Annotated in this window: 11 protein-coding genes; 5 read left to right on the plus strand and 6 right to left on the minus strand. The window is 59.2% G+C overall.

All coding sequences use genetic code 11. The annotated features are described in order from the left end of the window. The first annotated feature begins 18 nt into the window (after window positions 1–18). Genes ACK6BI_RS03665 through ACK6BI_RS03675 form a run of 3 tightly spaced genes read left to right on the plus strand, consistent with a single transcriptional unit; the run spans window position 19 to window position 4,156 of the window. Window positions 19–942: a cytochrome-c peroxidase gene (locus ACK6BI_RS03665; RefSeq protein WP_409316138.1), complete on the plus strand. Its 924-nt coding sequence runs from the start codon at window positions 19–21 to the stop codon at window positions 940–942. Then, window positions 942–2,756: a DAHL domain-containing protein gene (locus tag ACK6BI_RS03670; protein ID WP_409316139.1), complete on the plus strand. Its 1,815-nt coding sequence runs from the start codon at window positions 942–944 to the stop codon at window positions 2,754–2,756. The genes ACK6BI_RS03665 and ACK6BI_RS03670 overlap by 1 nt, the downstream gene beginning before the upstream one ends. Continuing rightward, entirely contained in the window at window positions 2,753–4,156 is a 1,404-nt protein-coding gene (locus ACK6BI_RS03675; protein ID WP_409316035.1) for an ATP-binding protein, read from the plus strand. Before ACK6BI_RS03670 ends, ACK6BI_RS03675 begins: the two co-directional genes overlap by 4 nt. Window positions 4,157–4,163: 7 nt before the next feature. On the opposite strand, the gene ACK6BI_RS03680 is transcribed toward ACK6BI_RS03675, so the two are convergent. Together ACK6BI_RS03680 and ACK6BI_RS03685 are read right to left on the minus strand one after the other, a co-directional pair. Further along, window positions 4,164–5,489 (minus strand): APC family permease, encoded by a 1,326-nt coding sequence (locus tag ACK6BI_RS03680; protein WP_409316036.1) that lies wholly within the window; start codon window positions 5,487–5,489, stop codon window positions 4,164–4,166. 113 nt (window positions 5,490–5,602) lie between these two features. Next, the gene (locus ACK6BI_RS03685) at window positions 5,603–6,418 is read right to left on the minus strand and encodes a carbon-nitrogen hydrolase family protein (protein WP_409316037.1); all 816 of its coding nucleotides are present in this window, start codon (window positions 6,416–6,418) and stop codon (window positions 5,603–5,605) included. Window positions 6,419–6,543: 125 nt separating this feature from the next. On the opposite strand from ACK6BI_RS03685, the gene ACK6BI_RS03690 reads away from it, so the two are divergent. Beyond that, complete coding sequence (locus ACK6BI_RS03690; protein WP_409316038.1) at window positions 6,544–7,344, plus strand: response regulator transcription factor; 801 nt, start codon at window positions 6,544–6,546, stop codon at window positions 7,342–7,344. Window positions 7,345–7,380: 36 nt separating this feature from the next. Continuing rightward, window positions 7,381–9,000 carry an FMN-binding glutamate synthase family protein gene (locus ACK6BI_RS03695; protein ID WP_409316039.1) on the plus strand — a complete coding sequence of 540 codons (1,620 nt, stop codon included), beginning with the start codon at window positions 7,381–7,383 and terminating at the stop codon, window positions 8,998–9,000. Here ACK6BI_RS03695 and ACK6BI_RS03700 read toward each other — a convergent pair. The 4 genes from ACK6BI_RS03700 to ACK6BI_RS03715 form a co-directional block, all read right to left on the minus strand. Next, window positions 8,909–10,624, minus strand: a complete 1,716-nt coding sequence (locus ACK6BI_RS03700; RefSeq protein WP_409316040.1) for a glycosyltransferase family 39 protein — start codon at window positions 10,622–10,624, stop codon at window positions 8,909–8,911. The two genes, ACK6BI_RS03695 and ACK6BI_RS03700, sit on opposite strands and share 92 nt — an antisense overlap. Continuing rightward, window positions 10,621–10,995: a GtrA family protein gene (locus ACK6BI_RS03705; RefSeq protein ID WP_409316041.1), complete on the minus strand. Its 375-nt coding sequence runs from the start codon at window positions 10,993–10,995 to the stop codon at window positions 10,621–10,623. The genes ACK6BI_RS03700 and ACK6BI_RS03705 overlap by 4 nt, the downstream gene beginning before the upstream one ends. Before the next feature lie 105 nt (window positions 10,996–11,100). Further along, the gene (locus tag ACK6BI_RS03710) at window positions 11,101–12,606 is read right to left on the minus strand and encodes a glucosyltransferase domain-containing protein (protein ID WP_409316042.1); all 1,506 of its coding nucleotides are present in this window, start codon (window positions 12,604–12,606) and stop codon (window positions 11,101–11,103) included. 169 nt (window positions 12,607–12,775) lie between these two features. Then, window positions 12,776–14,194, minus strand: a complete 1,419-nt coding sequence (locus ACK6BI_RS03715) for an amino acid permease (protein WP_409316043.1) — start codon at window positions 14,192–14,194, stop codon at window positions 12,776–12,778. Window positions 14,195–14,298: the final 104 nt, after the last annotated feature.

Raw genomic sequence — 14,298 nt, forward strand, 5'->3', positions numbered from 1 at the left:
CGCCGTGTTCTATGCCTGATGCTTTTCGCTTGCTGCACCGGCATCGGTGCCGCGCCGCTGGACGAACCCCTCAAACCCTTGCCCGACATACCGCGGCAGGATCCGGAACGGGTCGAACTGGGGCGCCGGCTGTTCCACGACCCACGGCTGTCGGTGAACAACAGCCTGTCCTGCGCCAGTTGCCATCAACTGGATAAAAACGGTGCCGACAGCCGGGCCCTGTCCCTCGGGTTCGATGGCCGGCCGGTGGCGGTCAATACCCCGACCGTATTCAATGCCAGCCTCAACTTCCGCCAGTTCTGGGACGGGCGCGTGGAGACGCTGGAGGAACAAAGCAATGTCGTCATCACCAGTCCCCACGAGATGGGCAACGACTGGAACACCGTCGTGCAGCGGATTGCCGGCGATCCTGACTATCAGCGCTCGTTCAGCGCCGCCTATCCGGACGCCGTGACGAAAGCCAATATCCAGAACGCCCTGACAAGCTTCGAACGCACATTGCTGACACCGGGTTCGCGTTTCGATCAGTACCTGCAAGGCAACACCGACATCCTGACCCTCGATGAAAAATACGGCTATCAGCGCTTCAAGGACTACGGCTGTATCGCCTGCCATCAGGGCGTGAACATCGGCGGCAACATGTATCAGAAGTTCGGGGTATTCGGCGATTACATCGCCGACCGTGGCCAACCGACGGAGGCCGACCAGGGCCGCTTCAACGTGACCGGAGACCAAACCGATCGGGCCGTGTTCAAGGTGCCGAGCCTGCGCAACGTCGCATTGACCGCGCCGTACTTTCACGACGGTTCGGCGCCCACTCTGGAACGGGCCGTGGACGTGATGTTCCAGTATCAGCTGGGGCGCATGCCGAGCGAGGAAGACAAGGCGCTGATCATCGAATTTCTCAAGACCCTGACCGGACACTGGGAGGGCCAGCCATGATGACCACCGTCGCGGGGCGGCGCAGCCTGCTGTTGCTCAGTCTCCTGGCCGTATTGCTGGCCTCGATCCTGGTGTTTCTCTACCTTAAATCCACCTCCGGGCAGACCGGCACCTACACCGAATCCCGGGACCTGATCCGTCAGATCAAGCAACAGGATTCGCAGTGGGAAAGTGAAGTCCTCAAGGCCCGGGTGGCAATCACCCACAATTACGACCCGCTGGTCTCACCCATGAACGAGATCAATCGCCTGTGGGCACGCTTTGAATCCATGGAGCCCGGACAGCAGAGTAACGAATCCGGGCAATGGGACCATGCCCGCGGACGCTTTCTGGACGCCATGCAGGAAAAGACCCGACTGGTGGAACAGTTCAAGTCGCACAACGCGCTGTTGCGCAACTCCCTGGCGTTTCTGCCGAGCGCCGAGGATGACATTCAGGCGCAACTGGCCAATCTGTCCGACCTCGACAAGATCCAGTTGCAGAACATTGTCACCGACACTTATGACCTGTTGCTCAGCGCCCTGGAGTTCGCTCAGGTCGCCTCCGACGACAAGGCCTCGGACATTGAAGTGGGCTTGAACAAACTGGCGGTGAATGCGCAACGCCTGCCGGTGAACTTTCAAATGCCGATCAGGATTCTGAGCGAACACATCGCCCTGATCCTGCGCGAACAACCGATCGTCAACCACCTGCTCGATCAGATCGAGGCGATACCCGTGGCCGAGCGCCTGGACACCATCACCAACATGCTCGACCTGGATCAGCAGCAGGCCGAACGAACCGACCAGAAGTACCATTTCTTTCTGCTGCTGTTTTCTGTCCTGCTGATGCTGTCGCTGCTGTGGCTGGCCATCCGCCTGATTCGCAGCTTCGCCGAGATCAACCGGGTCAATGCGGCGTTGCAGACGGCCAATGATGTGCTCGAACAACGGGTCGACGAGCGGACTCGCGAACTGAAGAGCGCGCAGAGCGAACTGCTCGACGCCGCACGCCAGGCCGGCATGGCGGAGATTGCCACCAACGTGTTGCACAACGTCGGCAACGTGCTCAACAGCGTGAACATCTCATCCGATCTGATCTCGCGCAAACTGCACAGCAGCAAGGCCCTGGGGCTGGGCAAGGCGATGCAACTGATCAACGAACATCCGCATGACCTCGGATCGTTCCTGACCGAGGACGCCAAAGGCAAGCTTTTGCCCGGCTACCTCAATCAACTGGTAGGCGCCATCGCCCTGGAACAGCAGGAAATGGCCGACGAACTGGCCCAGATGAACAAGAGCGTCGATCACATCAAGGACATCGTCGCCACCCAGCAATCCTATGCCGGGGCCAACAGCATGACCGAGCCGCTGTACATCAACGAACTGCTCGAAGACGCGCTGCGCATGAATGCCGGGGCGCTCACCCGGCATCACGTCACGGTCGTCAAGGAATACGCCGACGTGCCCCAGGTGATGGGTGACAAGCACCGCCTGCTGCTGATCCTGATCAACCTGATCAGCAACGCCAAGTACGCGATGGCCGACCTCAGCAACCGCCCACGGACCATTACCCTGGGGGTGAAGATCGTCGATGAAGGGTTCCTGGAAATCAGCGTCAGGGACGATGGCGAAGGCATCGCCCCGGAGAACATGACGCGGATCTTTGCCCACGGTTTCACCACCCGCAAGGATGGCCACGGCTTCGGTCTGCACAGTTGCGCCCTGGCGGCCATCGAGATGAACGGGCACCTCACCGCCCACAGCGACGGGCCCGGGCTGGGCGCCCTGTTCACCTTGCAGATTCCGCTGATCAAGGTAACGGAGCACGCATGAGCGAACTGTCGAACCGCCGCATCCTGCTGATCGACGACATGCCGTCGATCCACGAAGACTTTCGCAAGATCCTGACGCCCAACCGGGCGCAGTCGGTGGAACTGGATGAAATGGAAGCGGCCCTGTTCGGTGCTCCCGCCCGTCCCCGACGGGACGCATTCGAGCTGGACTCGGCCTATGGCGGCGAAGAAGGCCTGGCCAAACTCAACCTGGCCTTGCAGGAGCAATGCCCCTACGCCCTGGCCTTCGTCGACATGCGCATGCCCGATGGCTGGGACGGGGCAAAGACCATCGAGCAACTGTGGCTGCAGGATCCGCAACTGCAGGTGGTGGTGTGCACCGCCTATTCCGACTATTCCTGGGACGAATTGCTCGATCGCCTGCACGCCCATGACCGGCTGCTGATCCTGAAAAAGCCCTTCGACAACATCGAAGTCCAGCAGATGGCCAACACCCTGCTGACCAAATGGCAGATGACCGAACGCGCGTCGCTGCAAATGCATCATCTGGAACACCTGGTGGACCAGCGCACCGCCCAGTTCCGCCAGGCCAGCGAGGCCCTGCAGCGGGAAATCGACGAACGCAAGCAACTGGAAGGCCAACTGGTGCAATCGGAGAAACTCGCCTCGCTGGGGCAACTGGCCGCCGGCGTCGCCCATGAAATCAATAACCCGATCGGATTCGTTTCTTCCAACCTCGGCACCCTCGACGGCTACTTTCAGCAACTGCTGACCCTGCTCGGCGCCTGTCGGACCGCCGAACAGAGCCTTCCCGCCGAACTGGCCGCGCAACTGCAGCAACTGCGTGAACACCTCGAAGTGGATTTTCTGCTGGAAGACATTCCGGTGCTGATCCGGGAATCCAAGGAAGGCATCAGCCGGGTCGGGCAGATCGTCAAGGATCTGAAGGACTTTTCCCGGGTCGACACCCGACAGCAATGGCAATGGGCGAACCTGCAACAGGGTATCGATTCGACGCTCAACATCGTCGCCAGCGAACTCAAGTACAAGGCCGATGTGGTCAAGGAATATCAGGACATTCCGGAGGTAGAATGCCTGCCCTCGCAGATCAATCAGGTCATCATGAACCTGGTGGTCAACGCGGCGCAGGCCATGGGCGCCGAACGCGGCACCATTACCCTGCGCACCGCTGTGCAAGGGGAGTCGGCGATCATCGAAGTGGCCGACAACGGCTCGGGCATCGCGCCCGACACCCTGCAGAAAATCTTCGACCCCTTCTTCACCACCAAACCCGTAGGCCAAGGGACAGGACTGGGCCTGTCCCTGTCTTACGGCATCGTGAAAAAGCACGGCGGGGACATTTCCGTCAGCAGCACGCCAGGGGTCGGCACCACGTTTCGCGTGCAACTGCCGTTGCGCCAGACCCGGCCTGCGGCGTGATGTCAGGTCAGCTCGCTTCCTGGAAATCCATCTCCGGCGGCTGGCGGCGGAAACCACCCGTGAGCATTGCCAGATACACCACGCCAATCGTCAGCCAGCTCAGGCCCAGGTAAACCGCCAGGTGATCGAGACTGACCATCAGCCATAGGTCCGCCGCCAGGCCGATGAACGGGAACACCAGAAACAGCATCAATTCGCGCGGGCCTTTCTTCTCGCCACCGATCCAGTAATGAAAGATGACTGACAGGTTGACCAGGCTGAACGCCAGGAACGCGCCGAAATTGATGAACGAAGTCGAGGTGGTCACGTCGAGTTTCAGCGCCAGCAAGGCCACCACGGCGCACAGCAGAATGCTGTTGACCGGCGTGCCGAAACGCTCGTGCAAAGTACCGAAGAACGACTTGGGCAACACGCCGTCACGGCCCATGGCGAACAGCAGCCGCGAGCCACTGGCCTGGGCAGACAGACCCGAGGCGAACTGACCGACGATCAGGCCGATCAGGAAGATCGACACGAACAGGTCACCCCCGATGTTGCGCGCAATTTCGTAGGCCGCCGAGTCGACGTTATCGAATTGAAACGACGGATGGGCGACCTGCACGAAGTACGACACAGCGACGAAAATCAGCCCGCCGATCAGCGTGATCAGCATGATCGCCCGGGGGATGGTGCGGCGTGCATCACGGGTTTCTTCGGTCAAGGTGCTGACCGCATCGAAACCGAGGAACGAATAACAGGCGATGGCGGCGCCGCTCATGATCAATGGCATCTGCATGTCGCCGTTGAAAAACGGTTTGATCGACCACAACGGCGTGCCGGCGTCGCCACTGAGGTAATGCACGCACAGGGCGACGAAGGCGACCAGCACCAGAAACTGCACCAGCATCAGCAAGGCGTTGATGCCGTTGGCCAGTTTCAGGCCGATGATGTTGATCGCGCTGGTGATGCCGATAAAGGCCAGCACCCAGATCCACTGCGGGATAAACGGGAACGCCGAAGCGAGGTACGCGGCGCCGATCAGCCAGATCGCCATCGGCAGAAACAGGTAATCGAGCAGCACGGCCCAACCGGCGATGAATCCGAGTTTCGGGCTGATGGCCTTGCGCACGTAGCTGTAGGCCGAGCCCGCCACCGGGAATGCAGCCGCCATGCGGCCATAGCTCATGGCGGTGAAGAACATCGCCGCCAGCGCCGCCAGATACGCGGCGGGCACCATGCCGGCGGTGGATTGGGCGAGGATGCCGAACGTGCCGAGGACAATGATCGGCGTCATGTAGGCGATGCCGAACAGCACCACCGCCCCCAGCGAAAGGGTGCGTTGCAAACGAGCCATGGGCGACTTACTCCGGATTTTATTGGATTTATGGCAGAGGCCGAGTTCGGCGAGTGTTTTGGGTGTTGCTGATCGTTCCCACGCTCCGCGTGGGAACGATCAGGTACAACGGGTCAAGGGATCAGCAGCTCACGTACTCCCGAGGCGTGTTCAACCACCTCCCCCGGCAACTTCAACCGCTGATCATCCAGATAACGATAATCCTTGCGCGCCAGCGCCAGCTGACCGAAATCCAGCTCGACACTGAACCGTCCTTCCTCACGCCCAGCCTCGAACAGCACCGTGCCCAAAGGGTCCACCAGCGCACTGCCGCCGGCGAACATCAGCCCGTCATCCCCCGCTTCCACGCGATTGACCATCAGCGCGAATGCCTGGTTTTCCTGGGCCCGGGCCATGATTGCGGTGCGGTGGGTCGGGCCGTACGGGTCCATGTTGCCGTTGGTCACGATCAACAACTCCGCACCCAGTTGCGCCAGGGCGCGGGCGGACTCCGGAAACTCGATGTCGTAGCAGATCAGCAGACCGACCCGCACGCCATTCCACAAACACGTGGCATAACGGTCGCCGGCCTCGAACACACCGCGATCCGAGGCCCAGAGATGGGTCTTGCGGTATTTCAGGGCGATGCCTTCGGGGGTGACCAGCAGCGTGGTGTTGTAGAAGCGGCCGTTGTCGTTTTCGGCCATGCCGATCACCACGGCGAGGTTGCGTTCGCGGGCAGCGGCCTGCACCGCGCTGACGGTCGGGCCGTCGACCGGTTCGGCGATCTGCGCCACGGTGTCGGCGGTGGGAAAGCCCATCAGGTGGGTTTCGGGGAACACGATCAGTTGCGTATCGGTGGCGCAGGCCGCAATCGCGGCGAGGGCGCGTTCGAGGTTGTACGCCGTGTCTTTGTCACGGCCCGCCAGTTGGGCGAGTTCGACTTTCATGGGGAGTCCTTGTGATGAGCGCCAAGGGCGGAAAGATTGCCCGGCGGCTGTCTGTGGGCCAGTATGCTTTCCATTCGACCGGCCGGGGAATCACGCGGCCGGGGTAACCCGATAGGGGTAGAGGCATGACCGTTTCGTTTGACGACATCACCTGGCACCGTGCCGTCGGGCAGTTGATCGACGCCCTCGACAGGCCGAATTTCTGGGCGCAACTGGTGCGCCTGCTGAACCAGTACGTCACGTTCGATAGCTGGGTCGCGCTGCTGTTCAGCGCCGACCGCCACCCGCAGGTGTTCGCCGAATGCCCCGGCGAAGACGGCAGTCCCGATCAGTTGTTTCAGGATTATCTGCGCGGTCTGTACCTGCTCGACCCGTTCTACATCGCCTGTCGCGAGCAGTCGCGCACCGGGTTGTATCGCCTGTCGGAGGTGGCGCCGGAGCACTTCGAGCTGACCGAGTATTACCAGCGATACTTTCGTCTGAATGTGGTGGCCGACGAAATCCAGTTCAATTGCCAGCTCGAAGGTGACCGCACGCTGTGCCTGTCACTGGGCAGCAAGCAGCGTTTCAGCGGCGAGCAGATCGCCTTGCTGTCATTGATCCAGCCGTGGGTGCTGGGCCTGTTGCGCCAGCGCCTGCCCTACGAAATCAATGAAATCGTCGCCCTAGCCCCGTCACCGGCGCAACCGGACTGGCGTGTACAGCTCGAAGCGTCGGTGCAGCAGCTCAAGGGCGCGCAGCTGACTGCCCGGGAGCTGGATGTCGGGCGTTTGATGCTCAGCGGTTGCTCCAGTAAAGAAATCGCCCGTAAGCTGGAAATCTCTGTTGAAACCGTGAAAGTCCATAAGAAACACATGTACAGCAAGCTGGGAATCAAATCCCAGTCGGAGCTGTTTTCGATCTTCCTGCAGGCGCAGAACGCCTGACTGCCGCAAAAAATCTGTCCGAACCAAGGAAACCGTATGAGCCTGTCACTCCTGAGCCGCTACGCCTTCTTTGCCGTCTGCGTGATTTTCACTCTCGCCAGCCTGCCCTTTCTCGACCATGACTGGCTGTGGCCGATCACTGCCGTCACCGGGGTGCTGAGCCTGCTCGGTCTGTTCGACCTGATGCAAAGCCCTCACGCGGTGCGCCGCAACTACCCGATCCTGGGCAACATCCGCTATCTGGTCGAAGGCATCCGCCCGGAAATCCGTCAGTACCTGCTGGAGTCCGACAGCGACGCCCTGCCCTTTTCCCGCGCCCAGCGTTCGCTGGTGTACTCGCGAGCCAAGAACGAAAGCGCCGACAAACCGTTCGGCACCCTGATCGACGTGTATCAGTCCGGCTTCGAGTTCATCGGCCACTCGATGCGCCCAGCGCCGTTGAGCGATCCGAACAGCTTTCGCGTCACCGTTGGCGGCCCGCAGTGCACCCAGCCGTACTCGGCGTCGGTGTTCAACATCTCGGCCATGAGTTTCGGCTCCCTCAGCGCCAACGCGATCCGCGCGCTGAACCAGGGTGCGAAACTCGGCAATTTCGCCCACGACACCGGCGAAGGCAGCATCAGCCCTTACCACCGCGAACACGGTGGCGACCTGACCTGGGAGCTGGGCAGCGGCTACTTCGGCTGCCGCACCAGCGACGGCCGTTTCGACCCGGAACGTTTCGCCGCCCAGGCGCAGAACCCGCAGGTGCGGATGATCGAAATCAAGATGAGCCAGGGCGCCAAACCCGGCCATGGCGGGATTTTGCCCAAGCACAAGGTCACCCAGGAAATCGCCGACACCCGCGGCATCCTGATGGGCGAGGACTGCATCTCGCCGTCTCGCCACAGCGCGTTTTCCACGCCGATCGAGATGATGCATTTCATCCGGCAACTGCGCGAACTGTCCGGCGGAAAACCGGTGGGCTTCAAGTTCTGCCTCGGCCATCCATGGGAGTTCATGGGCATCGCCAAGGCCATGCTGGAAACCGGCATTCTGCCGGACTTCATCGTGGTCGACGGCAAGGAAGGCGGCACCGGCGCCGCGCCGGTGGAGTTCACCGACCATATCGGCGTGCCGATGCGCGAAGGTCTGCTGTTCGTGCACAACACGCTGGTGGGCCTGAACCTGCGGGACAAGATCAAGCTCGGTGCCAGCGGCAAGATCGTCAGTGCCTTCGACATCGCCAGCGTGCTGGCCATCGGCGCCGACTGGGCCAACTCGGCGCGGGGTTTCATGTTCGCCATCGGCTGCATCCAGTCGCAAAGCTGCCACACCAACAAATGCCCGACCGGCGTCGCCACCCAGGACGCCCTGCGCCAGCGCGCGCTGGTGGTGCCGGACAAGGCCCAGCGGGTCTACAACTTCCACCGCAATACGCTCAAGGCACTGGCGGAAATGCTCGCCGCCGCCGGCCTCGATCACCCGTCGCAACTCTCGGCCAAGCATCTGGTACGGCGCATGTCGGCCACCGAGATCAAGCTGTTCTCGCAGCTGCATGTGTTCCTGAAACCGGGAGAGTTGCTCACCGGGGAAGTGAACGGCGAGTTCTATTCGCGGATGTGGCAGATGGCGCGAGCGGACAGTTTTGAGCCGCAGGATGGGGTGGCTGCGTAAAGTATCGAAAGGCGTCAGTATCAGTTGATGGCTGACGCCTTTCATCAGGCGGTGCTTTTATATTGAAAAGCCGAAGTCTCAACTTACCAAATTTCCATTCGCCTTCCTGAACCCAGTTCTCTGGAAAAACTGCACTGCTTTCATTGTAAGTTTCACTCGCACGCCCAGTCATCCACCAGACTCTTTTTACCTCACTTGAAAGTTTGGCAAGACTGTACAAAAAAACATCATCACGCACAGGATCGAGTAACGAAAGGAGCCCATAACCTGTCGGACGAGAAGCCGTGTCATTTACCCAATCCTGCTCATACAACATCGTCGTTCGATCAGTAATCCCATACGCCCACAAGGGGTAGTACCACAGCAATCCGCCAACAACTACCCTATCCCCCGAAACAGTTGAACTCTTTAGTTTTTCAGCCACCCTCTCCATCGGGAAATCTTTTGAGTTACGGGAAAAATTCAAATCATCACTTTGTTGATAAACACTGATTACACCTGGAAGCTGAATCAACACCACGACGACTGCTACCACAACCACAATCGCATGACGCAAATTCGAATAAGTGATGGCAACGGCAACAATCATTGGTAAAAACATGGCACAAAAGGCCAAATAGCGAGCAGTTAATACAGGAACCACGACTGAGATGACCAATGAGACGACTACTGGAATCCAACCACACGCTACAACCAGGGTCCCAAGCGCAAATGGTTTCTTGTCCCGCACAACAATAAACCAGGACAGCGACAGTATTAACACGGTTAGAGTCCAGGAGACTGGAACCTCTACCGCTCGCACGTCATGGAGAGTAATAAAGCTCCAGAACAATGACGGAATCGTTTGAAAAGTTATTTTTGGTATCCAACTGAATGCGCCATGACTGCCTATCAGATCAAACGCATGCACCAGATGCAGCAGCTGTAAACTCCATGGAATATAAAAAATCAGAATACAGACGTTAGCCACCCACCAGGCTGGATACATCATATAGTTATGCTTACTAGTCCTCCCGCCACTCAACCAACACAGAAACATCCAATTAGATAAAATCGCCAATACAGAAAAATAGTGCGTATAGATCGATAACACTGCAAAAAAAACATAACAGCAAAGGTATCTTTTACGTTCTGGTTTCTTCACCCAGGCCGCCAAGGCAAGCGTTGATGCTACGACGAGGAGCGACAGCAATGCATACATCCTGGCTTCTTGGCTATAACGAATGGCTATTGGCAAAAATGCGGAGAGAATACCGCAAACAAGACCTCCCCTCGCCCCTGCAACGGTTCGTACCAAACAAGCACTGCAGACGACCGCCATAGAACCGCAAACTGCGCTCAGTGCTCGCGCAGCGTACTGGCTCTCCCCCCAGATCAAACTCCAGATGTGCAAAACGAAATAATAAAAGGGAGGGTGAACATCACGACCTGAGAAGTACCAGATCTGGTCAATTGGCAAGGAGCCAAGGCGCAGGCTGAATGCTTCATCAGCCCAGAAAAAAGGTCGCTCCAAGCCATAGAAGCGCAAAGCCAACGCGATGATCAGTACTGTCACAAGCGCTAGCCGATCAACCATCGAAATGTATGATTCAGCGAGCAAGGGAACTCTCGAGAAAGAGTTCATGACTGGTTTCTGCGAAACAATACAAACCGAAAAAAGCAGTACCCCAGCAACAGATTCAACAGCGAAAACATAGACACCGTCGCCAGTGCCGGCAAACTCCGCGCATCACCGACCACACCTGTGCCATAGCTCAAAACACCCATCACGCCCATGAACCCCAGGTACGCCAACACAGACGTTCCGGTCTCGAACGTGTAGAGAGCATTCATATAAAACGAGGTGGCGGCGGCGATGCAGAATGCGACGAAGTTGCTCGCTGACTGCGTCGCCTGAACGGCGCCGATCAAGACGAAAAAGAGCTGCCAGTGAATCAACGTCCCCGCCAGGCCGATGGCTGTTTGCGCAGAAAACCCTTTCCACAAGATCCTCATCGTCAATCCTTGCTGTCTGCGATGGACGGGCTTTCAAGCTAGGGCAAGGTGTGGGAGCGGTCTACTGTCAGAAATTACAGGTCGGATGCGGTTTCAGACCAACGGTCACCATTGCAGCAACCGGCCATGGGGCGGCTCTTTCATGACGATGAAACCGTAATCACCGATCAGATAGATGCGGTAATAGAGACTGTCCACCAGGGCTGGAAACCCCTGATAGCCGACGCGGGTGGCATTGCGCCGTTCACGTTCGGCGACGACGTTGGTGATGCCGGCCGAGGGCAGGTTTTCCGCGAGCATGAAATAGTCGATGTTCAGCAGGTAACGCAGCACCGGCAACTGTTTGAACGTGCCGGTCGCGCCTGCAAGCCAGCGATCGGAGTAAGTGACCGACATATAAATCCGCTTGGCTTCGCGCAATTCTCGATGGGAGGCAATGTCGTGGCTGAGGCTGTGCAAGGCGCTGTTGGCGAGGGTTTTTTCCATAGTCAGCACCCGGCCATAGGCAAAGGAGAGCGACAGCGTAGCCAGAAGCGGAACCGCCAGTATCAGGGGCAGTCGCCGATGCAACGGCACCAACCCCAGATAAGCCAGATAGAAAAGCAACAACAGCAGCACACCGAATCCCATCAGGGTGCGTGCACCTTCATTGAAATCGCGAAACAACAGGGTCATGCCCGGCAACAGCAGCACAATCAACGGCACCATCAGCAGGCAGATGCCCCCCAGGAGCCAACGTTTTGCAGGTGGCTCATTACGCAAGCGAATCTGCCGTACGAACCCTGCGCCACCGATCAGCGCACACGCCATCAACACAACGAACACCGTGCTGTAGCCGCCGTGAAACAGCAGCGCTACCTTCTCCGCGACCCAAGCGATACGGGTGCCGATCTGCAACAGTGGATCAGCACTATAGCTGAGCAATTCCGTACGCGTGGCATTCGTGAACGGATAGGCCGTGACCGCGTAGATCGATATTCCCAGCACCAGTTGAGCCAGCTTCCAGCCAGCCAGACGCCGAAGCTCTGACCACGGTGCTCCCCGGTGGACATGCCTCAGCAACTCCACACCACAAAGCCCGAGAAACACATTGAGACTGATCTGATACAGCCCGATCGCCAGCGCCAACAACACCGAAGGCACCAGCCATCGTTGTATTCGCGTCGAACCGCCGAACGTGATCGCGTAAATCACGGCTACCAGACTCAGGGCCATACCCGGGCCGTCGTATTGATAGGACAGGTTCTGCAACAGGAACGGGTTGTACCAGAGCGGCAACGGCACCAGACAACTGGTCAGCGTCGGCTCGGGAAAGTAATGAAAGGTCAGTCGGGTCAGGGCCAATGCCATCGCCAGCGTGGCGGTCAACAACGGCAAGGGAAAGATGTTTGGTGCAGCGCCAGTGAAGGTCAGCGCTTTATACAACCAGTCCATGAACAAACGCCCCTGCCCGGCCCAGGCATCGCCAGCGGCCAGAGAACGCCAGTTGTCGTCGATATAAGGGAAGTCGGCGAGGATCAGCGGCAGGATGTACAGCATCGTAGCGAGCAGGAAAAACAGCACAACCTGACGGCGGCCGAGTTCTCGCACGAGAAAATCGCTCATCCTCATACCGGCGCCTCTGTTCACTGCCGCACGGGAAACTGCGTCTATAAAGCTTGGAACATGGGACGAGTCAGAGGTCGGTTTCTACGCTGTTTTCAGACCAGCGGCTTCAAGTTCCCGCCCACAAAAAAGCCCCGGCCAATCGACCGGGGCTTTCAGTTGCACCACTGACGAATTACGACGCCGAACGCACCGCGCCTTGCGACGCATCGGTCGGTTGCAGCTTGAACACGTAGAACAGGACGGTCAGCAGCACCAGGAACGCCGGGCCGACATAGAGCGCCACGCGGGTGTCCGGGAAGTAAGCCATCAGGCCCACCACCAGCACCAGAAACGCCAGCGCCAGGTAGGAGCTGACCGGATACAGCCACATCTTGTACTTCAGACCCGCCCGTTCGCTGGCGCTCAGGCCTTTGCGGAATTTCAGCTGGGCCAGCAGGATCATCACCCAGGTCCAGATCGCGCCGAAGGTGGCGATCGAGGTGACCCAGACGAAGACTTTTTCCGGTACCAGGTAATTCAGCAGCACACCCAGCAACAGGGCGAAGATCGACAGTAGCAACGCCCGGCGCGGCACGCCGCTGGAGGTCTTGGCAAAGGCGGCAGGCGCCTGGCCGTTCTGCGCCAGGCTGTAGAGCATGCGCCCGGTGCTGAAGATGCCGCCGTTGCAGGATGACAGCGCGGCGGTGATCACCACGAAGTTGATGATACCGGCGGCAGTCTTGATGCCCAGACGCTCGAAGGTCATCACGAACGGACTGCCCTGAGTGCCGATTTCATTCCACGGGTAGATCGACAGGATCACGAACAACGCGCCGACATAGAACAGCAGGATCCGCCAGAACACCGAGCCGATGGCACCCGGAATGGTTTTCTGCGGGTTCTTCGCTTCACCGGCGGTCAGGCCGATCATCTCTACACCCAGGTAAGCGAACATCACCATTTGCAGGGACATCAACACGCCCGTCACGCCGTTGGGCATGAAGCCGCCATGGGTCCACAGATTGGAAATCCCCAGCGCCACACCGTCGTTGCCGAAACCGAAGGCGATGATGCCGATGCCGCCGAGCACCATGGCGATGATGGTGACGATCTTGATCAGGGCGAACCAGAACTCGAACTCACCGAAGGCCTTGACCGCAATCAGGTTGATCGAGCCCATGCTGACCAGTGCCGCCAGCGCCCAGATCCAGCGCGGCACATCGGGGAACCAGATGCCCATGTACACGGCTACCGCGGTGATTTCCGCGACGCAGGTCACCAGCCACAGGAACCAGTAGTTCCAGCCGGTGAGAAACCCTGCCAACGGGCCGAGATAATCCTGTGCGTAACGGCTGAAGGAACCGGCCACCGGGTTGTGCACGGCCATTTCGCCGAGGGCACGCATGATCACCAGAATCGCCAGACCACCAATGATGTAGGACAGCATGATCGCCGGGCCGGCCATTTCGATGGCCTTGGCCGACCCCAGGAACAGACCGACACCGATACAGGCGCCGAGCGCCATCAGGCGGATATGCCGTTCGCCGAGTTCGCGTTTGAGTGGACCGCCGTTCGCGGTCTCGCCATGGGGCGGGTGATTGCCGACTGGCATGGGGGACTTCCTCGTCTTGTTATTGGATAGACCACCGAGTGTCGAAGCGTCGACCGATAAGCCGTGGCTTCCCGACACCGCGTCGACCTCGTGGGCTGACGCGT

This window comes from Pseudomonas sp. KCJK9016, from assembly GCF_046231795.1.
GTDB lineage: Bacteria > Pseudomonadota > Gammaproteobacteria > Pseudomonadales > Pseudomonadaceae > Aquipseudomonas > Aquipseudomonas bananamidigenes.

Coding starts and splice junctions, on each gene's coding strand:
- ACK6BI_RS03695 (WP_409316039.1), top strand. CDS start 7,381: ATGAGCCTGTCACTCCTGAGCCGCTACGCCTTCTTTGCCGTCTGCGTG.
- ACK6BI_RS03710 (WP_409316042.1), bottom strand. CDS start 12,606: ATGAGGATGAGCGATTTTCTCGTGCGAGAACTCGGCCGCCGTCAGGTT.
- ACK6BI_RS03670 (WP_409316139.1), top strand. CDS start 942: ATGACCACCGTCGCGGGGCGGCGCAGCCTGCTGTTGCTCAGTCTCCTG.
- ACK6BI_RS03715 (WP_409316043.1), bottom strand. CDS start 14,194: ATGCCAGTCGGCAATCACCCGCCCCATGGCGAGACCGCGAACGGCGGT.
- ACK6BI_RS03665 (WP_409316138.1), top strand. CDS start 19: ATGCTTTTCGCTTGCTGCACCGGCATCGGTGCCGCGCCGCTGGACGAA.
- ACK6BI_RS03685 (WP_409316037.1), bottom strand. CDS start 6,418: ATGAAAGTCGAACTCGCCCAACTGGCGGGCCGTGACAAAGACACGGCG.
- ACK6BI_RS03690 (WP_409316038.1), top strand. CDS start 6,544: ATGACCGTTTCGTTTGACGACATCACCTGGCACCGTGCCGTCGGGCAG.
- ACK6BI_RS03680 (WP_409316036.1), bottom strand. CDS start 5,489: ATGGCTCGTTTGCAACGCACCCTTTCGCTGGGGGCGGTGGTGCTGTTC.
- ACK6BI_RS03675 (WP_409316035.1), top strand. CDS start 2,753: ATGAGCGAACTGTCGAACCGCCGCATCCTGCTGATCGACGACATGCCG.
- ACK6BI_RS03700 (WP_409316040.1), bottom strand. CDS start 10,624: ATGAACTCTTTCTCGAGAGTTCCCTTGCTCGCTGAATCATACATTTCG.
- ACK6BI_RS03705 (WP_409316041.1), bottom strand. CDS start 10,995: ATGAGGATCTTGTGGAAAGGGTTTTCTGCGCAAACAGCCATCGGCCTG.